Source organism: Thermolongibacillus altinsuensis (assembly GCF_004341205.1).
GTDB lineage: Bacteria > Bacillota > Bacilli > Bacillales > Anoxybacillaceae > Thermolongibacillus > Thermolongibacillus altinsuensis.
Window position 1 is genome coordinate 214,648 of the sequence record NZ_SLUL01000004.1, and the last position, 22,317, is coordinate 236,964.

The 22,317-nt window shown below is 39.6% G+C and carries 23 protein-coding genes and 1 pseudogene; 5 read left to right on the top strand and 19 right to left on the bottom strand.

All coding sequences use genetic code 11. From position 1 onward, the window contains the following. Positions 1–2 precede the first annotated feature (2 nt). The 3 genes from EDD69_RS05265 to EDD69_RS05275 form a co-directional block, all read right to left on the bottom strand. Positions 3–725, bottom strand: a complete 723-nt coding sequence (locus tag EDD69_RS05265; RefSeq protein WP_132947916.1) for an SDR family oxidoreductase — start codon at positions 723–725, stop codon at positions 3–5. A 79-nt stretch (positions 726–804) separates the two neighbouring features. Further along, positions 805–2,583 carry a phospho-sugar mutase gene (locus tag EDD69_RS05270; RefSeq protein ID WP_132947917.1) on the bottom strand — a complete coding sequence of 593 codons (1,779 nt, stop codon included), beginning with the start codon at positions 2,581–2,583 and terminating at the stop codon, positions 805–807. A gap of 89 nt (positions 2,584–2,672) precedes the next feature. After that, positions 2,673–3,080 (bottom strand): CBS domain-containing protein, encoded by a 408-nt coding sequence (locus tag EDD69_RS05275; RefSeq protein WP_132947980.1) that lies wholly within the window; start codon positions 3,078–3,080, stop codon positions 2,673–2,675. 378 nt (positions 3,081–3,458) lie between these two features. On the opposite strand from EDD69_RS05275, the gene EDD69_RS05280 reads away from it, so the two are divergent. Together EDD69_RS05280 and EDD69_RS05285 are read left to right on the top strand one after the other, a co-directional pair. After that, on the top strand, positions 3,459–3,881 hold the full coding sequence (locus tag EDD69_RS05280) for a disulfide formation protein C (protein WP_132947918.1): 423 nt from the start codon (positions 3,459–3,461) through the stop codon (positions 3,879–3,881). A 2-nt stretch (positions 3,882–3,883) separates the two neighbouring features. Continuing rightward, on the top strand, positions 3,884–4,348 hold the full coding sequence (locus tag EDD69_RS05285; protein WP_132947919.1) for a thioredoxin family protein: 465 nt from the start codon (positions 3,884–3,886) through the stop codon (positions 4,346–4,348). 23 nt (positions 4,349–4,371) lie between these two features. Here the strand turns inward: EDD69_RS05285 and EDD69_RS05290 are convergent, their stop codons facing one another. Beyond that, the gene (locus tag EDD69_RS05290; protein ID WP_132947920.1) at positions 4,372–4,764 is read right to left on the bottom strand and encodes a DUF5365 family protein; all 393 of its coding nucleotides are present in this window, start codon (positions 4,762–4,764) and stop codon (positions 4,372–4,374) included. Positions 4,765–4,890: 126 nt separating this feature from the next. Here EDD69_RS05290 and EDD69_RS05295 point away from each other — a divergent pair, with 126 nt between their 5' ends. Further along, positions 4,891–5,796 (top strand): RluA family pseudouridine synthase, encoded by a 906-nt coding sequence (locus EDD69_RS05295; protein ID WP_132947921.1) that lies wholly within the window; start codon positions 4,891–4,893, stop codon positions 5,794–5,796. A gap of 25 nt (positions 5,797–5,821) precedes the next feature. Here EDD69_RS05295 and EDD69_RS05300 read toward each other — a convergent pair whose 3' ends face one another. The 12 genes and pseudogenes from EDD69_RS05300 to EDD69_RS05355 all read right to left on the bottom strand — a co-directional run bounded on the left by EDD69_RS05300 (position 5,822) and on the right by EDD69_RS05355 (position 14,990). Then, positions 5,822–7,159 carry a hemolysin family protein gene (locus tag EDD69_RS05300; RefSeq protein ID WP_132947922.1) on the bottom strand — a complete coding sequence of 446 codons (1,338 nt, stop codon included), beginning with the start codon at positions 7,157–7,159 and terminating at the stop codon, positions 5,822–5,824. Between the two features lie 57 nt (positions 7,160–7,216). Then, positions 7,217–7,903, bottom strand: coding sequence for a zinc metallopeptidase (locus EDD69_RS05305; protein WP_132947923.1), 687 nt, complete (start codon positions 7,901–7,903; stop codon positions 7,217–7,219). Positions 7,904–8,072: 169 nt separating this feature from the next. Then, positions 8,073–8,555 carry a DsrE/DsrF/DrsH-like family protein gene (locus EDD69_RS05310; RefSeq protein ID WP_132947924.1) on the bottom strand — a complete coding sequence of 161 codons (483 nt, stop codon included), beginning with the start codon at positions 8,553–8,555 and terminating at the stop codon, positions 8,073–8,075. A 66-nt stretch (positions 8,556–8,621) separates the two neighbouring features. Further along, on the bottom strand, positions 8,622–9,755 hold the full coding sequence (locus EDD69_RS05315; protein WP_132947925.1) for an MBL fold metallo-hydrolase: 1,134 nt from the start codon (positions 9,753–9,755) through the stop codon (positions 8,622–8,624). A 50-nt stretch (positions 9,756–9,805) separates the two neighbouring features. Further along, complete coding sequence (locus tag EDD69_RS05320; protein ID WP_132947926.1) at positions 9,806–10,039, bottom strand: glutaredoxin family protein; 234 nt, start codon at positions 10,037–10,039, stop codon at positions 9,806–9,808. Positions 10,040–10,129: 90 nt separating this feature from the next. After that, entirely contained in the window at positions 10,130–10,906 is a 777-nt protein-coding gene (locus EDD69_RS05325; protein ID WP_132947927.1) for a sulfite exporter TauE/SafE family protein, read from the bottom strand. A gap of 68 nt (positions 10,907–10,974) precedes the next feature. Continuing rightward, positions 10,975–11,202 (bottom strand): sulfurtransferase TusA family protein, encoded by a 228-nt coding sequence (locus EDD69_RS05330; RefSeq protein ID WP_132947928.1) that lies wholly within the window; start codon positions 11,200–11,202, stop codon positions 10,975–10,977. 20 nt (positions 11,203–11,222) lie between these two features. Continuing rightward, positions 11,223–11,309: pseudogene (locus EDD69_RS15750) on the bottom strand (DsrE/DsrF/DrsH-like family protein); the annotation flags it as partial. After that, complete coding sequence (locus tag EDD69_RS05340; protein WP_132947929.1) at positions 11,310–11,879, bottom strand: sulfurtransferase TusA family protein; 570 nt, start codon at positions 11,877–11,879, stop codon at positions 11,310–11,312. It abuts the pseudogene before it with no gap. A gap of 13 nt (positions 11,880–11,892) precedes the next feature. Further along, a complete protein-coding gene (locus EDD69_RS05345) occupies positions 11,893–12,192 on the bottom strand; it encodes a rhodanese-like domain-containing protein (RefSeq protein WP_132947930.1) in 300 nt (99 codons plus the stop codon). A 188-nt stretch (positions 12,193–12,380) separates the two neighbouring features. Beyond that, entirely contained in the window at positions 12,381–13,646 is a 1,266-nt protein-coding gene (locus EDD69_RS05350) for a dicarboxylate/amino acid:cation symporter (RefSeq protein WP_132947931.1), read from the bottom strand. 297 nt (positions 13,647–13,943) lie between these two features. After that, positions 13,944–14,990, bottom strand: coding sequence for a TRAP transporter substrate-binding protein (locus EDD69_RS05355; RefSeq protein WP_132947932.1), 1,047 nt, complete (start codon positions 14,988–14,990; stop codon positions 13,944–13,946). 204 nt (positions 14,991–15,194) lie between these two features. On the opposite strand from EDD69_RS05355, the gene EDD69_RS05360 reads away from it, so the two are divergent. Together EDD69_RS05360 and EDD69_RS05365 are read left to right on the top strand one after the other, a co-directional pair. Beyond that, positions 15,195–16,772, top strand: a complete 1,578-nt coding sequence (locus tag EDD69_RS05360) for an ATP-binding protein (RefSeq protein ID WP_132947933.1) — start codon at positions 15,195–15,197, stop codon at positions 16,770–16,772. Between the two features lie 17 nt (positions 16,773–16,789). Continuing rightward, positions 16,790–17,461 carry a response regulator gene (locus EDD69_RS05365; protein ID WP_132947934.1) on the top strand — a complete coding sequence of 224 codons (672 nt, stop codon included), beginning with the start codon at positions 16,790–16,792 and terminating at the stop codon, positions 17,459–17,461. 48 nt (positions 17,462–17,509) lie between these two features. Here the strand turns inward: EDD69_RS05365 and EDD69_RS05370 are convergent, their stop codons facing one another. From EDD69_RS05370 to EDD69_RS05380, 3 genes are all read right to left on the bottom strand, one after another. Next, the gene (locus EDD69_RS05370) at positions 17,510–18,484 is read right to left on the bottom strand and encodes a LacI family DNA-binding transcriptional regulator (RefSeq protein WP_132947935.1); all 975 of its coding nucleotides are present in this window, start codon (positions 18,482–18,484) and stop codon (positions 17,510–17,512) included. 494 nt (positions 18,485–18,978) lie between these two features. After that, positions 18,979–20,139: a sporulation protein YhbH gene (yhbH, locus tag EDD69_RS05375; protein ID WP_132947936.1), complete on the bottom strand. Its 1,161-nt coding sequence runs from the start codon at positions 20,137–20,139 to the stop codon at positions 18,979–18,981. Between the two features lie 262 nt (positions 20,140–20,401). Further along, entirely contained in the window at positions 20,402–22,297 is a 1,896-nt protein-coding gene (locus tag EDD69_RS05380; protein ID WP_132947937.1) for a PrkA family serine protein kinase, read from the bottom strand. Positions 22,298–22,317: the final 20 nt, after the last annotated feature.

The following is a 22,317-nucleotide window of genomic DNA, read 5'->3' on the forward strand; positions in this document are numbered from 1 at the left end:
TTTTAAGCAATCGGATACTTTTGAATAAGCGGATGCAAAACAATTTCATCAATGAGCATATGTTTCGGCGCACTCGCCATATAAACAACGGCATCAGCGATATCCTCTGCTTTTAACCAATCTTGTTTCTCTGGAGCTCCTTGCACCGAATTGGCAAAGTATGTATCAACCATTCCCGGATTAATCGTTCCAACCCGAATTCCGTATTCACGCACCTCTTGTGCAAGCGAACCGGAAAAACCTTGAACCGCATATTTCGTCGCTGTATAAGCGGCACCATTCGGGATCGTATAACGTCCAACATCTGAAGAAATGGTAATAATCGTACCTGATTTTTGTTTTTTCATGTGCGGCAAGACCGCTTTTGTTCCGATAAATACTCCTTGCACATTTACTTCAAACACTCTTTTCCACTCATCGATCGTTGTTTCTTCAACAGGTTTGAAAAAGCCAATTCCTGCATTGTTGACAAGAAGATCAATTCGTCCAAACTTCTGAATCGTTTCGCTCACCATACGATTCATTTGTTCTTCGTTTGCGACATCGACTTGAAATGTTTCCACATCAACAAATCCTTGCTTTTTCAATTCTTCGCCTGTTTTATGAATTTCTTCAGAACTTCCAACGAGCGCTAATTTCGCACCTTTCTCAGCTAATTTATGCGCAATCGCTTTGCCAATTCCACGTGAAGCTCCTGTAATGATTGCGACTTGACCTTTTAACATGAACAACACCCTTTCACAAATCTTTGACAACGATTTCATCTTACCGATTGTTTTGAAAAAAAACAACCGATAAGGCGTTTTATGCCTTACCAGCTGTTTCGTTCAACAATGCCTGAACTTGTTCCATTACGGATGAAGTAAGAGTTTGTAATTGTTGTTTGCCAGCTTCAAGCGAATTTCCTTTTATCCCAAAATAAAATTTCACTTTCGGCTCCGTTCCCGATGGTCGAATGCAAAACCAAGAACCGTCCTCTAAAATGTATTTTAATACGTTCGATTTTGGCAACGTAATCGCACCTTTCGTTCCCGCATGGACATCCGTACGCTCGCTCGTTTTATAATCTTCGATGATGACTACTTTTTTACCTGCGACAGTGGTTGGCGGATTCATACGAAAGGCAGCAAGAAGAGCCTCAATTTGCTCAGCGCCTTCTTTTCCTTTTAACGTTAATGATTGTAAACCTTCCTGATAATATCCATACTGCTCAAATAAATTCATTAATGCCTCATATAAAGACAGCCCTTGTTTTTTATAAAACGCGCACACTTCAACAGCTAACAACGCAGCTTGCACAGCATCTTTATCTCGCGCAAAATCACCAATTAAATACCCATAGCTTTCTTCATAACCGAATTGAAATGCATATTGTCCTGTTTGTTCATACTCCTTCATTTTTTCCCCGATAAATTTAAAACCTGTTAACGTATCGATCGTCTCTAACCCGAACGATTGAGCGATGGCGCGGCCAAATTCAGATGTGACAATGGTTTTTAAAACAACACCGTTTTTCGGCAATTGCCCTTTTTCTTTCTTTTGGGAAAGAATGTAGTGAAGAAGCAGTCCGCCTGTTTGATTGCCTGTCAGGACAACGTATTCCCCGCTCTTATCTTTCACCGCGATCCCTAGTCGATCCGCATCAGGATCGGTGGCAATCAATAAATCCGCATCAACTTCATGACCAAGGAGAATGGCCAGCTCAAAAGCTGCATGTTCTTCTGGATTTGGTGATTTCACCGTTGAAAAATTCGGATCTGGTTTCTCTTGTTCTTTCACGACAAATACATTTCGATAACCTAATGCTTCCAATCCGCGCCGCACAGGTTTGTTTGCTGTCCCATGCAACGGCGTAAATACGATTTTTACATCCACTTCCTGCGCCAACTGTGGATTTAACGAAATCGTTTTTAACTTTTCTATGTATGCTTTGTCAATCTCTTCTCCGATGATGCGAATAAGCCCTTTTTCTTTTAAAGTCTCTTCCGATTCAACATGAATGGCCAATTCATTTTCTACTTCATTGACGTATTGGATCACTAAATCAGCTGTTTGCGGCGGAAGCTGTCCCCCATCTTCTCCATATACTTTATATCCGTTATATTCAGGCGGATTATGGCTAGCTGTAATGACAATTCCGGAAAAAGCATGTAAATGACGAACGGCAAAAGATAATTCCGGCGTTGGTCGCAATTCATCAAACACATACGTTTGAATTCCGTGTGTCGCTATCGTTTTTGCCGCCTCCATTGCAAACTCTGGAGATTTATGCCGAGAATCGTAAGCGATCACGACCCCTCGTTTTTTTGCCTCTTCCCCAAACGATTCAATATATCGAGCTAATCCTTTTGACGCTTTCCGAACCGTATAGATGTTCATTCGATTCGTACCTGGTCCGATTTCGCCGCGCATTCCACCTGTTCCAAATTCTAAATTTTTATAAAAACAATCTTCGAGGAGCTTTTCATCATGTTCCATTGCTTCTAATTGCTCTTTCAATTCTTCGTCTAAATGTTCCGCTTGTTTCCATTGGTTATATGTATGTTGCCAACTCACGATTATCCCTCCATAATATTCGATCATTTTAACCTATTCGTTAAAATGCCAACAAATTCCTCCCCTTTATAAAGAAAGAGAGCTTTCACACTTGGGTGAGAAAGCCCCCTCCACGTTTACGCGTTAGGTTGAGAAGGTTCGGAAATGTTGGATAACGCTTGTTCAGCTTGCTGATCATAAGCATTGTTTGTCGCGATATCCCCTAAAGCAACAATTCCGCATAGTTGATTGTTTTGAACAATTGGCAAACGGCGAATTTGATTTTTGGACATCATTTTCGCTGCCTCGTCTACGCTCATGTTTGGCGTGCCTGTAATCACGTTACTCGACATCACTTGTGAAACGGAAGTCGAAGAATTTAATCCTTGTGCCGTTGAACGAAGCGCGATATCGCGGTCCGTTAAAATTCCTTTTACTTGACCATTTTCCACGACTGGAATCGCTCCAACATTATGTTGACTCATCAGTTGGGCAGCTTCTTGCACCGTTTGATTCGGTGTAACGGTTGCCACTTGTTTTGTCATAATGTTTTCAATCGTATTGTTCAATGCAATCCTCTCCTTTCGCCCCTTATTATTTACGTTTTTTATCTTGTTATGGCTAGCAAATATGTCCTCGAGCGGAAGGAAAGGGGACTGAGTAAAATGTTTATGGTAATTTCTGCCACTTTTTCCGAACGAGAACGCCATCGGACAAATATATTTGTCCGTGGAGCGTTCTTCGTTCGGATTGGCATGCGGTTCGCATGCCCAGTCTGCCAAATTCTTTGGCAGACCGTGGCAGAAAAGAAGGAAGAGGCTCCTACAAAACTTGACTCACACAGAAAAAAGGGATTCATTTACACCATTTCTTTTCTTGACTATAATGGATAAGGAAACGATGCATAAAAGAAGGTGCTTTGGATGAATCGAAGGGAAAATTATTTGTTAGCAGCATGGGGAGTTTCTCTTATTGCGACACTAGGGAGCCTTTACTTTTCTGAAATTATGAAATTTATTCCTTGTGAACTTTGCTGGTTTCAGCGCATTTTTATGTATCCGCAAGTCATTTTGCTCGGAATGGCATTTGTTCGAAAAGACTTTAACATGGCTCGCTATAGCCTTGTCTTATCCATCATTGGCGGAACGATCTCTACTTATCATTACCTTATTCAAAAAGTTCCGTTCTTTAAAGAAAATGCTCCATCATGCGGCATGATTCCATGCACAGGACAATATATTAACTGGTTCGGCTTTATTACCATTCCATTTCTTGCTTTAACGGCATTTATTTTAATTATCTTGCTCAGTTATTTCATTATTCGCACAGAGAAAGAAGGGAAATGACATTGAAAAAATTAATCATTTTTGGATCGATTATTGTCGCTCTGTTTGCTGCGCTTGCATTTATTACATCTTATCAACAAAAAGAAAAAGCAAAAGGGAATCCGTTTCATAAAGATGAATTACATCCAGCGACGATCGAACAACTAGATGACCCAAATTATCAAAACATCATCTTGCCAGATGAATTAGAAAAAGCTCTTGCCAATAAAGAAACGATGACGATTTATTTTTACAGTTCCACTTGCGAATACTGTAAAAAAACAACACCGATCGTCGTTCCGCTTGCAAAAGAAATGGGAATTGATTTAAAACTGTTTAACCTTCTTGAATTTGAACAAGGTTGGGATACCTATAAAATTGAAGCGACACCAACCATTGTTCGTTACGAAAACGGAAAAGAAGTAGCACGCATACAAGGTTATTACGAAGAGCCGGTATTTCGTAAATGGTTTGAAAAACTTCAATAGAAGCCTTCGAATCGAAGGCTTCTTTACATTACCCATGAATGAAGCGGTTTTTTATAGATGCTTATATACTCATCTTTTTTTTGCTTAAAATGATCAATGGTGAGCGGAAAACTAATTCCATGTTTTTCTAATAGAGCGACATTTCGTTGAAAAAGCGTTTGATAGCGCATTGGAATTTTTTCAGACGGCAGCGATTCAATAATCGCCATTAATGATTGCAAAGAAGAAATAATGGAAAACGCCTCTTTTAATGTGCCATTATACATATCTGGATTAAATGATAGGACGCCTAAATTTTCTAAATTAAAAATTTCTTGATCGGTAAAATAATTAGGAAAAATGTTTGTATAAAATTGCTCAATTAACGAGTGAATATAATCTTTTTGCCCTTGTGTTGCTGCATATACCGTTCTCAATTCTCCCTCACCTTTTTCCATTTTTCTTCCTAATTTCTAGGAAGATTGTATCATAATCCATCACTCTTTTGCTTTAGTAATTATTTGTAAATTTTATTTATATAAACAAGAAAGAAGGAAAAAACGATGAATATATTCAAAAAAGGGGAATGGCTAGATATTCAAGTCCCTGAAAGATGGAATGCATTGTCGCTTGAATACATACTAAAAAACGTTTGGCAAGTACCAAAAAAAATACTCCATGATTGGAAAATGACCAACGGTATTAAATTAAACGGAAATCATGTTCACCTACAAACGTTATTAACAACAAACGATCGACTGCAACTTCATGTTTTTAAGCCCGAACCGCTTGACATCGAACCAACGTGGATGCCGCTTGACATTTTATTCGAAGATGATCACGTGCTCGTCCTTAATAAGCCAGCCGGAATCGATGTTCATCCAACCGATTCGCATCAAAGTCATACGTTAGCCAACGCAGTCGCTTTCCACTTTCAATGTGAGGGAATTACTAGGAAAGTCCGTCACATTCATCGGTTAGATCGCGATACAAGCGGTGCGATTTTATTTGCAAAGCATGCGTTAGCTGGCGCGATCCTTGATCGTTTATTAGCGGAAAGAAAAATCAAACGAACGTATATCGCTCTCGTTCACGGAAAACTAAAAAAGAAAAAAGGAACGATTAACGCACCGATCGGTCGCGACCGTCACCATCCAACGAAAAGAAGAGTGTCCAAAACTGGACAACCTGCTATCACGCACTATGAAGTTTTACAATATGATCAAAATCAAAATGTTTCTCTCGTTCGATTGCAACTCGATACGGGACGTACCCATCAAATTCGCGTTCATCTGAGTTACCTTGGCCATCCTTTAGTAGGAGATGTATTGTATGGAGGAGATCCTTCTCTTCCAAGACAAGCTTTACATGCCATCTCCCTTTCCTTCCCTCACCCATTTACAGAGGAGCAAATCGAGTGCACAGCACCGCCAAACGATTCTGTTTTCGATTTGATCAAAAAAGCATAAAAAAAAACAGAGGCTGCTCTTTCGTTTAAAGAACAGCCTCTTTTACTTCGTTTTCTTGCTCTTCTTTTATTTGTAAATCTTTTATAATTTCTACTGTTTCCACATGATGCCCATCCATCTCAAGCACGGTAAAACAATAATCGCCTATTCGAACACTCTCACCAGGTTGAATGTCATAACGCTCCGTCAAGATCCATCCGCCGATTGTATCGACATCGGTATCATCAATCGTTAATCCAAACAAATCGTTAATTTCGCTAATGAGCACCTTTCCATCGACAATCGCTCGCTGTTCATCAATGATTTGAATGAGCGGCTTTTCATCTGTATCGAATTCGTCTCGAATTTCACCAACAATTTCTTCAAGAATATCCTCGACCGTAACAAGTCCAGATGTACCGCCATACTCATCAACTAAAATAGCCATATGAATGCGCTCTTTTTGCATTTTTACAAGCAAATCATGAATCGCAATGGATTCAATGACTTGAATAATCGGGCGAATGTAGTCCCTCATTTCTTTTTGCTGCGATGGGTTGGTTACTAAATCCGTAAACACTTCTTTAACATTAATCAACCCTAACACATGGTCTTTATCGCCATCAATCACTGGATAGCGCGTATATTTTTCCTCTTTAATAATTTCTAAGTTTTCTTTAACAGAGCGATTAATATCAAGCGCAACAATTTCTTTGCGCGGCACCATAATTTCTTTGGCGACGCGGTCATCAAAACGGAAAATGTTATTCACATATTTATACTCAGTCTGATTAATTTCGCCGCTTTCATAGCTGGCAGATAAGATTAGTCGCAACTCTTCTTCTGAATGTGCTAATTCATGTTCATTTGACGGCTTTAATCCAAACATGCTCGTCACTAAACGTGAAGATTGGTTTAACACCCAAATAAACGGATACATGACGCGATAAAATAAAATAAGTGGTCGAGCCGCCCATAACGTAATCGTCTCAGCTTTTTGAATGGCGAGCGTCTTCGGCGCCAACTCTCCAACGACGACGTGTAAAAAAGTAATCGTTGCAAAAGCGATGGCAAATGAAAAAACATGAGAAAGTGAGCCCGATATCCCCGCTTTTTCAAAAAGAGGGAGAAGCATTTTCTCAACCGTTGGTTCCCCTAACCAACCAAGTCCGAGCGAAGTCATCGTGATGCCGAGTTGGTTGGCTGATAAATATTCGTCTAGATGCGTAATCACTTGTTTCGCCGAGACCGCCTTTTTATTTCCTTCAGCGACAAGCTGATCGATACGTGAGGGACGAACTTTCACAATAGCAAATTCAGAAGCAACGAAAAACCCGGTAAGTGCAATGAGTAAAGCGACTATAAGCAAACTAAATATGTCCAACGAATTTCCGCACGCAAAAATGCGTGCGGGTTACACCTCCTATAAGATGGATTATTTTTAATCCTCATTATTTCCTTGCACAAATATAAGCACATACTTAATTAACTCGAGAACCGAAATGAGAGCAGCAGCAACATAAGTCAACGCCGCAGCGTTTAATACTTTATTCACGCCGCGTTCTTCTTCGTTGCGGATAATTCCTTCCGCAATCATGAAATCTTTTGCACGGGAACTTGCGTTAAATTCCACTGGTAATGTAATGACTTGAAATGCGACCGCAAACGAAAACAAAATGATTCCGAGTCCAATCAATGAGAGTTGCTGCATTAAAAATCCGCCGAGAAGCAAAAATGGTGCAACTCCTGATGTGAAGTTAACGATTGGAAACATGCGATGACGCAATACGAGCGCACCGTATGCTTGCTGATGTTGCACCGCATGACCTACCTCATGCGCAGCAACAGAGATCGCCGCAATGGAACGGCCATAATAAACAGGCTCTGACAACCGAACCGCTCGTGCAATCGGATCATAGTGGTCCGTCAAACGTCCAGGCACAAGCTCTACCGGCACATCATACAACCCGTTGCGGTCAAGGATCATTCGTGCGACCTCTGCTCCTGTTAATCCTGAAGAAGCAGATACTTGTGACCATTTGTTGAAGTTTCCTTGCACTTTAAACTGTGCCCAAATGGATAAACCAAAGGCGATTAAAATAAGGAAATCCATTGGATGAAAGAACATGTCATACATCCCTCCATATATTTTATTTTAAATCATAATTGGATAAAACAAAATATTCAGATGCAAAATTATTTACTCCATTATCTTGCCCACTTTTCACACTTATCTAATACGATTATATTCTCTAGGAGGTTTCATCGAAAAATAAAAAACCTCGCTTTTTGCGAGGTTAAATGAACAAATTGACTTTCCCTTCTGTAGCATCCCCTAAGTACGCAGCGACTCCGCCAAGTTCAACTCCATCCATAAGCTCTTCTTTCTTAATTCCTAATAAATCCATTGTCATTGTGCATGCGACTAATCTCACACCTTGTTCTTTCGCCATTTCGATTAGTTGCGGCAACGGCATTGCATTATGTTTTTTCATGACATGTTTGATCATTTTTGGTCCTAATCCACCCATATTCATTTTCGATAATCCTAATTTTTCTGCCCCTTTTGGCATCATCCAGCCAAACATTTTTTCAAGAAATCCTTTTTTGACAGGAACAGATTCTTCCTTACGCAAAACATTTAATCCCCAGAATGTGAAAAAGATCGTCACTTCATGATCATACGCAGCCGCTCCGTTTGCGATAATAAAAGCCGCCATCGCCTTATCTAAATCTCCGCTAAAGAGAATAATCGTCGTCTTATCTTTCTTTTCTGTCATGTTTTCCCTCCTTAAAAATCATCGCTTTCAAACGAAATCCCCCATCGATTTGGGGTATTTCGTCCATTAATGTGTATGGTGAACGGCACAACGATTTGGTCCAATTTCTAATTCTTGTTGTTGTTCAGGTGTTGCCTCTTTTACACCACGGTTAATCGCAATAATATCTTCAAAGTTTGGCGGTGTTTCAGCAGAAGCTGATTGCGCAACATGCTCAACAAATTCTTCTTCCGTTTTTCCTTGCATGATTTCGTTCATTTGACGAATGTTTCCTAACGTGTTGCCAATATAGCCTTTTTCATTTACTTCTTCATCAAAATTCGCATAGTGTGCTGGAAGAACAATGACGTCATCAGCAATTTGCGCCACCTTATTATAGACGGTGTCATACAAGTCTTTTGCCCATTCTCTTGCCTTTCCGCCGAGGTCTGGACGGCCAAGACCGCTTACAAAAATCGTATCACCAGAGAATAACAACTTGTTGTTTACAAAGAACGATACGCTTCCTGGTGTATGTCCTGGTGTTTTAATGGCTAATACTTCTAAGCTGACTTTTTCAAATTCAATGCGATCATGGTTTTCAAGCGGCTCGAATTCAAATACGGCTCCTTCACTTTTCATTAAGTAGTACTTTGCTCCTGTTTGTTTCGCCAATTCATATCCGCCTGAAATATGGTCTGCATGCAAATGCGAGTCAACGATATGAGTAATCGTTACATTTTCTTTTTCTGCCACTTGTTTATACACATCGATAAAACGAGAAGGATCAACGATAAGCGCTTCTTTTCCTGAAATAACCATGTAAGATAAGCAGCCTTTGCCGACACGAATGAATTGATATACTTTCATATCATCATCTTCATAAGCGATAACCGGATATAAATATTCGCTCCACGCTTTCATGCCGCCTTTTAAATAAAACACTTCTAACCCTTTCTCAACCAACATTTCAGCCACTAACTTAGAAGAGCCTTCTTTCGCACAAACAACAACGATTTTTTGATTGTTTGGCAACCGATCTAATACAGGCTCAACCCCATCAATCAATTCAAAATAAGGAACATTTAAGTAAGAGATGTTTTCCCCTTCAATCTTCCAATCAGCAAAATCTGATTCATTTCGAACATCGAATAAGAAAAACGGTTCTTTATTCACAATCATTTCATTTAATTGTTCAGCTGTCATTGGATACATCGCCATGACCCATCCACCTCTCCTTATACTATATAGGGTATTTTCAAAACCAAAAATTAATGTTGCAACAATTGCATAATGCTTTGCGGATCAAATCCAATAACCCAACGTCCATCAATTTCCGTTTGCGGAACACCTAATTGTCCTGTCGAACGAACAACATAATCAACCGCTTCAGGATGTTGATGAAGATTCACTTCTTTAAATGGAATTCCTCTTTCGCTTAAAAAGTTTTTCAATAATGTACAGTATGGGCAGGTTGTTGTTGTATAAACCGTTACTTGTTTCATATAATCCCCTCCTTACACCGAATCTTATACTCCTATGGGTATTATAACAAATTGATTGAAATATTCAACAGTTTTTACAAAAACATTTAATCATAAAATATCGATCCAAATTTTGATCGCGGTTGCTACGATTAATGCCGCTAAAATAAACTGCAATGCTTTTGTATTCACCTTTTTCCCAACATTTGCGCCCATTGGGGAAGCGATTAAACTAGCAATGACCATGATCAAAGCAGGTAAAAAATCAACTTGACCAGTTGTGATTTTTCCTATGGTTGCTCCAATGGATGAAATAAATGTGATCGCTAACGAAGTGGCAATCGTCATTCGCGTTGGAATTTTTAAAACGACAAGCATGATCGGTACGAGGATAAATGCCCCGGCTGCTCCGACAATTCCTGCGCTAACACCAACAATAAAAGCGAGCAAAGCCGCAAGCCATTTGTTAAACTTCACTTGATCCAGCGGAATATCGTCGATCCCCTTTTTCGGAACAAACATCATGAGTGCAGCGATGGTGGCTAAAACTCCGTAAACAATATTAATGGCACCTTCACTCATGATTTTTGAGCCGTATCCACCAATAAAGCTGCCAAGCAAAATGCTGCTTCCCATGTAAACGATCAGCGTTTTGTTTAAATATCCTCCTTTGCGATAAGCCCATACGCCGCCGATCGTCGCAAAAAAGACTTGCACAGCGCTAATTCCTGATACTTCATGAGCGCTGAACGCAGCGTATCCTAAAAGTGGAGGAATGTAAAGCAACATCGGATATTTAATGATCGATCCACCAATTCCGACCATTCCTGAAATAAAGGAACCAATGAATCCGATTAGAAAAATGGTGATCATAAAACCAATTTCCATCTTCTCCACCTCTTTATACCGTACCAGGTATCAAAAGAAACAAATCGATACCTGGTACAACAAATGAATTATCCTTTACGGATCCAAAACTTCAATACATCGCCTTCCTCAGCCATTTGAATCATTTCGTGTCCAGCTGACTTCGCCCAAGCGGAAAGATCGTTTTTCGCCCCTTTATCTGTCACATGAATTTCTAAAACTTGACCAGATTGTAATCCATCCATTGCTTTTTTTGTACGAACAATTGGCATCGGACACGCTAAACCTTTTGCATCTAACACTTGATCTGCTTTCATTATCTTTTCCTCCTTGCTTTTTAGAATGTTAATGTCACATCGGCATCTTTGGCAAAATCAAGGAATGTCACCGCTCCGCCAATATCAATTCCGTCAACAAATTGTTCTTATCGTTTTACTGTTGTACCTTTCCATTCCACCATGCCTGGAATAACGTTGATTACTTTTGAAAAGCCTTTCGCTGTTAGTTGTTGTGCTGCTAAATCGCTGCGATTTCCTGTACGACAAATGACGTAAATCTCTTCATCTTTATCTAATTCATCGATGTGTTGCTCTAATTCTCCAAGCGGAATGTTGATCGCTCCTGGAATGTGGCCAAACGCATACTCCGCTTCTTCACGCACATCAAGAATCAAAATTTTCTCGTTATTTTCTACCTTCTTTTGCAATTCTTCTAACGGAAGAACATGTGGATGTTTCGTTTCTTCTTTCGCTTCCGAAGGATTGGCTTTACGGAGATAATGTTTCAACACATTTCCTTCTTCAATCGTACCAATGTATTGATGGCCTGTATTTTTGGCCCATCCTTGAATATCCGCTAAAGAACCTCTGTCTGTTGCCTGTACTTCTAGCACTTGACCTGGTTCTAATTCTTCCATCGCTTTTTTTGTGCGAACGATTGGCATCGGACATGCCAATCCTTTTGCATCGACAACCTTATCGACTTTAATTTCCATTTTCAAATCCCTCCTATTTTTCAACTTCACCTGTCCATTCAAGCATTCCGCCAACCATGTTCACGACGCGATATCCATGTTCCTCAAGAAACTGACATGCTGTGCTACTGCGACCACCTGAACGGCAGACAATAATATGTTCAATGTCTTTTTCAATTTCGTTCATTCGCTCTGCTAATTGACCAAGCGGAATGTGACGAGCACCAGGAATTTTCCCAAGCGCTACTTCTTCATCTTCACGGACATCGATGATGCTTAATTTTTTGCCTTCCTTCAACAGTTGTTCTACTTCTTGCGGTAAAATTTGTTTCATGCTTTCTCACCTCTCTATATACTCATAAGGGTATATTTTTGTTTAAAAAATTTTTTCTTAAACAACATTATTACCATTACCTCTATGGGTATACTACAAAATAAAAATGCATTTGTCAACCTTGTTTTTTTATTTATTAAAAAATAAGGCTTAGGCGTTTAGAGCCTAAACCTTATAAAAATACTTTGCTATTCCGCAATTGTCATTTTCGGATCATATGATTTCATCTCTACAGAAGGATGAAATTCGTTCTCCATTTTTGAAACAACCACTGTCGCCACGCCGTTGCCGATTAAATTCGTAATGGCACGCGCTTCCGACATGAAACGGTCGACACCGAGAAGCAAAGCTAATCCTTCAACCGGAATCATTGGAAAAGCTGCCAATGTGGCTGCTAATGTAATGAATCCCGAACCTGTAACTCCAGCTGCTCCTTTCGACGTTAACATTAAAACTCCTAACAACGTGAGTTCTTGCCAAATCGTTAAGTCAATTCCATACGCTTGGGCGATAAACATAGCTGCCATGGAAAGATAAATGGATGTACCATCCAAATTAAATGAATATCCCGTTGGAATGACAAGACCGACAACAGATTTGGAACATCCGTATTTTTCTAACTTCTCCATCATTTTTGGAAGCGCTGATTCCGATGAAGACGTACCTAGCACAAGTAAAATTTCTTCTTTGATATAAGCGATAAACTTGAAAATATTAAATCCATAAAATTTCGCAATCGCTCCTAAAACAATCACGATAAAGAAGAACATCGTAATATATACAGAAGCCATTAATTTTCCTAGTGACACTAAAGAACCTAAACCAAATGTTCCAATCGTATAAGCCATTGCGCCAAAAGCCGCAATTGGTGATACTTTCATAACCATATTAACGATGCCAAAGAAAATATCCGTTAACTGTTCAAAAAGTTTAATGACCGGTTTCGCTTTGTCCCCTAACGCAGCTGTCGCCAATCCGAACAGAACAGCAAAGAATAAAATTGGCAACAGTTCTCCTTTTGCCATCGCTGCCACGACATTATCAGGAATAATGCCAAGTAGAAACTCGATCGCACCGTGGCTGGCTTCTTCTGCCTGTTTCGTATATTGAGAAATGTCACCGCCTTTGACTGCTTCCGTATTAAATCCTACCCCTGGTTTGACGAGATTCACAACAACAATCCCGATCGCTAGGGCAAATGTTGTCACAATTTCGAAATAAATCAACGCTTTACCGCCAATTCGGCCAACCTTTTTCAAATCTCCCATGCTTCCGATACCGATGACAACCGTAAAGAATATAATTGGCGCAATCACCATTTTAATTAATTTAATAAACGCATCGGCAAGCACCTTGAGCTTGGATCCAAACTCAGGAAATAAAAAACCAACTGCAATTCCTAAAATGATTCCGATAATGACACGCACCGTTAAATTTTTAAAGTTAATCCGCATTTCTCCCTCTCCCTCCATTTTTGACAACGCTTTCAAAACCCCTTTGTAAATTTCATGTTAATATAACATTTAGAAAATTTTAATATTATGGTGATAATGGTCTTTTTGTTCATTTTGGTCAATAGAAAGATGATGAAGAATGTCTATTGTTGTAGACAACGAAAAATACTTGGATGAAGATACTTTCCACTAAATGCACCTGTCTCATTCAAGCAGCAAGCTGGACATCAAGAAAAACAAAAGCGCCACGATTAGCTCTTGGAATCAATGTGATATAAAAAAGCCGAGGGATTTCCCTCAGCTCCCTCCGTTTTGAATTTGTCGTAAAAGCTTGTCGCCAAATTCCATTTCAAATTCTTCATATAGAGGCGCAAACTTTTGTTTCCATTTTTCCCTCTCTTTATTTGTTAGCTCATAAATATGAATCTTATTATTTTGCTTGATCTTGGCAAGATCTTGCTCATTTTGCCTTTTCGACTGCTTTAAATTCCAGATCGTCGTTTCCTTCATCGCTTCAGTTATTTTTTGCTGAATCTCTTTCGGTAAACGCTCCCAAAATGATTGATTCACGATCACTGCATAACCAAGATAACCATGATTACTAATGGTCAAATACGGTTGAAACTGATAAAACCCTTTTGAACAAATATTGGAAATAGTATTTTCTTGGCCATCAAACTCATGTTTTTCCAATGATTGATAAACGTGATTAAAAGGAACAATGATCGGTTCGGCTCCCAACAACCGAAATTGTTTTTCGAGAATTTCGCTTGGCATGACGCGAAACTTAAGTCCGGAAAAGTCCCTCGGTTCAATCAAAAGATGGCGATTGCTTATCATTTGTTTAAAACCGTTGCTCCACAACGCCAACCCTTTCATCCCTTTTTTCTCTAACATCGCTAATAGCTGTTTGCCGGCTTCCCCCGTAAACACCTTCTCGACATCATGATAGTCCTCGAAAATAAACGGCAAATCGAGAACTTGCCATTCGGGAATTAATTCCGTCACCTTTGAAAATGAAGGAGCAATCATTTGCACGTCGCCCCGCATAAGCGCATCGATTTCTTCTTCATCAGAGTATAAAGATCCATTCGGAAACACTTCCACTTTGACGCGGCCGTTTGTTTTTTCTTCAACAAGCTGGGCGAATTTTTGTGCCGCCAATCCTTTTGGTGTATTTTCCGCAACAACATGACTGAAATAAATGACAATTTGTTTGTTCAATCCCTTTTGTTCATCATCATAAACGATATTCCGCTCGGAAAAATATCGCTTCATCATAAAAATCACGCTACCGAGCAATGCAAAGAGTAAAACCGTTATAATCAACCATCGCTTTCCCATTTTTCACACACCGCTTATTTCTAGATTTTAAGAAAATTCTAGCACATTATGAGAGAAATGATAAAATAAATGTTGAACAATCCCATCACTTAAAATTAAAGCGATTTCATCATCATTCGATGAAGCCCTTCGCTTTAATGAAAACGGGAAGCTTCTCGCCTATTTAAAAATCAAATCATGAACAAAAAAGAGGTACTTGTATTCATGCGTCGGTTATCAATTCGTTGGAAAATTACCGCACTCATTTTCTTTATTATCAGTTTTTCCTTGCTTCTTGGCGGCATCATCATCGTTGGAAACTTCATTCATACAAAAGAAGAAGAGTTAAGACAACGCGCTTTATTGACCGCACGTACCGTTTCTGAACTGCCGGAAATTAAACATAAAATCGTTGGAACCAAACATGAACGAGATACGATTAATGCCATCGTCGAACGTCTTCGTGTCATTCACGGAGCGGATTATATCGTCGTTCTTGATATGAATAAAATCCGTCTTTCTCATCCTGTCAAAGAGATGATCGGTCATAAATCGAATGGAACAGACGAAGGCCCTGCGTTTGCCGAACACACATACACATCGAAAGCGCGGGGAGAAATCGGAACAGTGATTCGCGCTTTTGTTCCAATTATGAATAGCGATCATAAGCAAATCGGCGTTGTGATCGCCGCCTATAAACGACCAGATTTCATCGAAGTACTTCTCTCCTTGAAAATCGAAATCTTTGTAACTGCCAGCTTTTCGTTGTTGTTTGGCGGGTGGGGGGCATGGCTACTTGCCTCACATATTAAACGACAGATGTTTCATCTTGAGCCACATGAAATTGCGAAACTGTTAGTCGAACGGACGGAAACATTTAACGCGATGCACGAAGGAGTCATCGCAATCGACACAGACGAAAAAATTACTATTTTTAACGATAAAGCGAAACAAATGCTTGGAATTAACGGAGACGTCATTGGTCAACCGATTCGTTCTGTCATTCCCGATACTCATTTGCCAGAAATACTAGAAATCAATCAACCGATTTACAACAAAGAACTGCAAATAGGAAATTTAACAATTTTAAGCAACCGTATTCCGATCAAAGTAAATAATCAAACCGTCGGTGCTGTAGCGGTTTTCCAAGACCGAACGGAAGTAAAAAAGCTGGCTGAAGAATTAACAGGAGTAAAGGCGTTCGTTAGCGCCCTCCGCGTCCAAACCCATGAATATATGAATAAATTGCATACCATCGCTGGCCTTATCCAACTCGGACATAAAGAAAAAGCGTTGGAATATGTATTCAAAGTAACAGAAGAACAAGAAGAAATAACGCAATTTTTAAGTAAAAATATTAAAGATGAAAGCATTTCCGGCCTTCTTTTAAGCAAAATTAGCCGCGGAAAAGAATTAGGAATTCATGTCACCATTGACCGCCATAGTCAATTAAAAAAATTCCCAAAATATTTGGACCATCACGACTTTGTTGTGATTCTTGGAAATCTCATTGAGAATGCGTTCGACTCCTTTCAAACCGTTATCGGCCGAAAAAAAGAAGTATACATCAGCATTGAACAAAACGATGAAATTCTTTCCCTCTCTGTTGAAGATAATGGCTGCGGCATCGATGAGCAAAATATAGATCGCATTTTTGATGAAGGTTTTTCGACAAAAGGAGCAAATGACCGAGGCATTGGCTTATACTTAGTGAAACAAATTGTGGAGAAAGGAAAAGGCCAGATTCGCGTCGAGTCTGAGAAAGGAAAAGGAACGATTTTTACAATTACATTTGAAATGTAAGGAAGGGAAGCAAACCGATGTATAAAGTGTTGTTAATAGAAGATGATCCAATGGTGCAAGAAGTGAACCGGCAATTTATTGAACAAGTAGACCGCTTTACCGTGATCGGAACAGCGGGAAACGGTATGGAAGGAATCGAAATGATCAGAAAACTTCAACCCGATTTAGTCATTATCGATATTTACATGCCTCACCAAGATGGACTTGAAACGTTACAACAAATTCGTACGGAAGGACATACCATTGATGTCATTGCGATTACGGCAGCAAGCGATATTGAAACGGTGCGGCGCGTTTTACAAAACGGTGCATTTGACTATATTATGAAACCGTTTAAATTCGAAAGACTGAAACAATCGCTCGAAAATTACCACGCTTTTCAACAGAAATTAAAAGAGAAAGAAAAACTCACCCAAAAGGAATTGGACGCCCTTTTGCAGTCCAATGAAATAGAGACACGCAATAAGCTGCCAAAAGGATTAAACGATATTACGCTACAAAAAATCGTTCACTATCTTCAAGAACAAACAGAGCCCGTTTCGGCAGAGGAAGTGGCAGAAGGAGTTGGTCTTGCTCGAGTCACAGCACGTCGCTATTTAGAATATTTAGAAAAGATTCAAAAAGTAGAAATCGATATTCAATATGGCGGGGTCGGCCGACCAATCAACCGGTACATCATGAAAAAATGAGACCATAAAAGGTGCACATCAATCAATGCTTCCTTCTATATTCGTTCGCTATACCGATGAACGTTCGATGAGCCGAACCTCTAATTTTTCTGCTTTTACAGTTTCATTGTTTTGAAAGGAATGATAAATCATTCGAAACGCTTTTTTTCCCATAATCGAAAGCGGCAAATCCATTGTTGTAATTTGAAGCGCTTCGGAAATCGGATGATTATCAAAACTTAGGATGGCGAGGTCTTCCGGTATTCTCCAGCCTGCGCTTTGTCCCCATAAAACAATTCCAGCCGCTACTTGGTCGCTCGATACTAACAGGGCCGTCGGCTTTTCCCGCATAGCAAGCAATTCGTTGACGACTCGTTTTCCATCCTCAATATACAAACAATGGTCAAAAATCCATTCTTGTCTTGGGGATTCATTGATTTTTCGTAAAGCGTCACGGTAAGCAGCTTCGCGGTCTTTGCTATTGGTTCCGGTCGTTCTGCCAATGCAATATCCGATTTTTCGGTGTCCTTTTTCGATTAAATACTCCATCCCGAGCATAAACGCTTCATAATGATTAATATAAACGGACAAAAGATCCCTTCCTTTTACATCCTCACACAAGACAATCGGACCATATTCTTTATATGCCTCGATAAATTTCCACCCCAATGTACGCGAACAAATAATCATCCCATCCACTTGTTTCATCTTTAACATCTCAAGCGCTTCGATTTCTTTTTTTTCTTCGTAGTTCGTTTGAAACAAGAGAAGATGATAACCATAACGAAGCGCTTCGATGGAGATTCCCTCTACGATCGTGCTAAAGTACGGATGATTCACATATGGCAACACAACACCGATAATCGATGTTTTCCCTTTCGCTAAATGAACAGCATTAATATTTTTTGTATAATTCAGCTTTTCAACTGCTTCCCAAACCGCGTTCCGCTTTTCTTCCTTCACATAAGGATAACCGTTTAACACTCTTGACACCGTAGCGACAGAAACGCCCGCTATTTTTGCAATTTCCCGAATGTTTGCCATTCCCCTCACCTTTTCAAACAAAATCGCAAAAAATTGATTGCATTGAAACGCATTTCATACATTATAGTCACTTTAAAAATAACACAAGGAGGTAAAAAAATATATGAGTGGTATTTTTGTTTTGATTTTCCTATGCGCTCTAGAACTATTTGGAGCGCACATCGCTTTAAAGGCCTCCCCCAAATCATTGAAAGAATACTACAACGAAAATGACCCATTTCAAATGTTATTTCGACAAAAAAACAACTAATTCGGCTTTTTAACAGCGCATGAAACAAGATTTTCCGCTTATATAACTGTTAGACGATCACGCATGATGCCAAAAGATGATGTTCGTCTCGTCAAATTTCTTGCGCCGGCAAGGATGGTTTTGAAAAACAAAAGCCAGCCGGTTATACGGCTGGCTTTTGCATGATATTTTCCTAACCCATAGAACTGAGTTTTCAACCGATCTCGTCATGAATAGAAAACCGCGTCTATTTTAAGATGTGCCATTATACAAATGCCTTATTTTCTTCTTTTCGGAAGAAACTTTTCATTGCCTGTAACACGTCTGATTTTTGTTTTAAAATGTAGTAACGGAATTTTTCATCTTTTATATGCCTGTAAGCAGACATTAAGGTCGAATGCCGATTGTACTGATTCACTTCCCCATAACCAAACATATTGGACACTTTCATTAATTCCTGCACAAGTTTTACACAACGTGCATTGTCAGACGTTAAATTGTCACCATCAGAAAAATGAAAAGGATAAATATTATACCGTGACGGAGAATATCTCGTTTCAATAAGCTCCAATGCTTTTCGATACGCTGAGGAACAAATCGTTCCGCCGCTTTCTCCTTTTGTAAAAAACTCCTCCTCACTTACAACCCTTGCTTCTGTATGATGAGCAATAAAGGCAATTTCAACCGTTTCATATTTGGTTCGCAAAAAACGCGTCATCCAAAAGAAGAAACTTCTTGCCATATATTTTTCCCATAATCCCATAGATCCGCTCGTATCCATCATCGCAATCACAACGGCTTTTGAATCCGGTTTCACGACTTCATTCCACGTCTTAAATTTTAAATCTTCGGGATAAATAGGATAAAAGCTTGGATTCCCGCTGATGGCATTTCTCTTAAATGCCGCCATCATCGTTCGTTTTTTATCAATATTTCCCATAAGGCCCGTGCGTCGAATATCATTAAATTCAATGTGCTCAAGCACGTTTTGATCGGCTTCTTTTCTTTTTAAGTCAGGAAGCTCCAATTGGCTAAACAACGCCTCTTCTAGCTCCATTAGCGACACTTCGGCTTCATAATAATCTTGACCTGGAAGATCCCCTGCTCCTTGCCCTTTTCCCGGTCCTTGTTTCCCATCTCCGGAGCCGTCCCGAGCAATAACATCTCCAACCTGGCTGTCTCCATCCCCTTGGCCAACATGCTTATTTTTATCGTAGTTATAACGAATTTTATATTCATCTAAAGAACGAATCGGTATTTTTATAACATCACGGCCATTCGACATAATGATGCTTTCCTCTGTAATCAAATCCGCAAGATTGTTTTTAATAGCCTCTTTTACTTTTTCTTGATGTCTTGTTTGATCATCGTGGCCTTTGCGATGGAGGGACCAATCTTCTTTTGACACAACAAAATTACCACTCATCTTTTCCCCTCCTCAAATGAAATAATGGTGCACATTTTAACCGATTGTTGCATATACTATGTTTGGCTTATGAAAATATAAGCTTGAATGGTTGGTTACTTTATCCTATGCAAAAAACAAAAATAATTGACAAATAATTTAGTAAATTCGACGCCCTTTCTTTTATTGGACAAGCCTATCCCTTTTACTTAATAGCTGATTTAAAGCGAAAATTTTCTTAATTTCTTAAGGATAAAAAAAGCATGCCAAGTTTGAAGGCATGCTAGCGATTTAAAAGACTACCAACGTAGCGAAGCAATTCATTAGCTGAAGTAGAATTGTAACCATACTCATCAATTAACCGAGCCACGACTTCATTAATTTTCTTTAAGTGTTGTTCATCTGGTGTTTTGGTCGAAGTTGTAATCTTCACGATGTCTTTTAAATCGGCAAATAGTTTCTTTTGGATCGCTTCGCGTAATCGTTCGTGGGAGTTGTAGTCAAATCGCTTTCCTTTGCGAGCATAGGCAGAAATGCGAATTAAAATCTCTTCACGAAACGCTTTTTTCGCATTTTCAGAAATGCCGATTTGCTCTTCGATCGAACGCATTAATTTTTCATCCGGATTCATTTCTTCCCCTGTCAGTGGATCACGTAATTTTGTTTTATTGCAGTAAGCTTCCACATTATCTAAATAATTGTCCATTAATGTTTTTGCTGACTCCTCATATGAATACACAAACGCCTTTTGCACTTCTTTTTTCGCAATCTCGTCGTACTCTTTTCGAGCAACCGAGATAAAATTCAAATACCGTTCCCGATCTTCATTGGAGATCGAAGGATGTTGGTCAAGCCCCTCTTTAAGCGAACGTAAGACGTCAAGTGCGTTGATCGATGGCACTTCTTTACGGATAATGCACGAAGAAATACGGTTAATGACATAGCGCGGATCAATTCCGCTCATTCCTTCGTCTGGATATTCTTTTTTCAGCTCTTCTACATCGACCGCGTTGAAGCCTTCGACCGCCTCTCCATCATAGAGGCGCATTTTCTTCACCAAATCAATGTCGCCTCGTTTCGGTTCTTTCAAACGCGTTAAGATGGTAAACATTGCTGCTACGCGAAGGGTATGCGGAGCTATATGAACATCGGCTACATCGCTTTCCCGAATCATTTTTTCATAAATTCGTTCTTCTTCAGAAACCTTTAAATTATATGGAATCGGCATCACAATAATCCGTGAATGGAGCGCTTCATTCTTTTTATTGGAAATAAATGAGCGATATTCTGTTTCGTTTGTATGCGCCACAATTAATTCATCGGCACTAATTAACGCAAATCGCCCTGCTTTAAAATTCCCTTCTTGCGTCAAAGAAAGCAAATGCCATAGAAATTTCTCATCGCATTTGAGCATCTCTTGAAACTCCATCATTCCGCGGTTCGCCTTATTTAACTCGCCGTCGAAACGGTAGGCGCGCGGATCCGATTCAGAACCATATTGAGCAATGGTGGAAAAATCGATGCTTCCTGTTAAATCTGCAATATCTTGTGATTTTGGATCCGATGGACTAAACGTCCCGATGCCCACACGTTTATCTTCCGAAAAGAAAATGCGCTCAACCATTACATCTTCAATTCGTCCGCCATACTCTTTCTCCAGCCGCATCATATTCAATGGTGAAAGATTTCCCTCAATCCGAATGCCATATTCTCGATAAAAATCTTCACGTAAATGATTCGGAATGAGATGTAAAGGATCTTCATGCATCGGGCATCCCTTAATCGCGTATACAGCGCCGTGATCCGTGTGCGAATAAGCCTCTAATCCCCTTTTTAACATCGTCACTAACGTTGATTTTCCGCCGCTGACAGGACCCATCAATAACAAAATTCGCTTTCGAACATCCAACCGCTTCGCAGCAGGGTGAAAATATTCTTCGACTAATCTTTCCAAAGCCTCTTCAAGCCCAAACAATTGACCGCTAAAAAAGTTATATCGTTTTTTCCCGTTTACTTCTTCAACCCCTGCATCTTTAATCATGTTGTAAACACGAGAATGGGCGGACTGGGCAATCCACGGTTTTTCTTTCACAATTTCCAAATACTCCGCAAACGTTCCTTCCCATTTTAACTTCTGTTCTTCTTCTCTATATTTTTGAATTTTTCTTAAAATGTCCATAAGGGACCTCCTCTAACTTT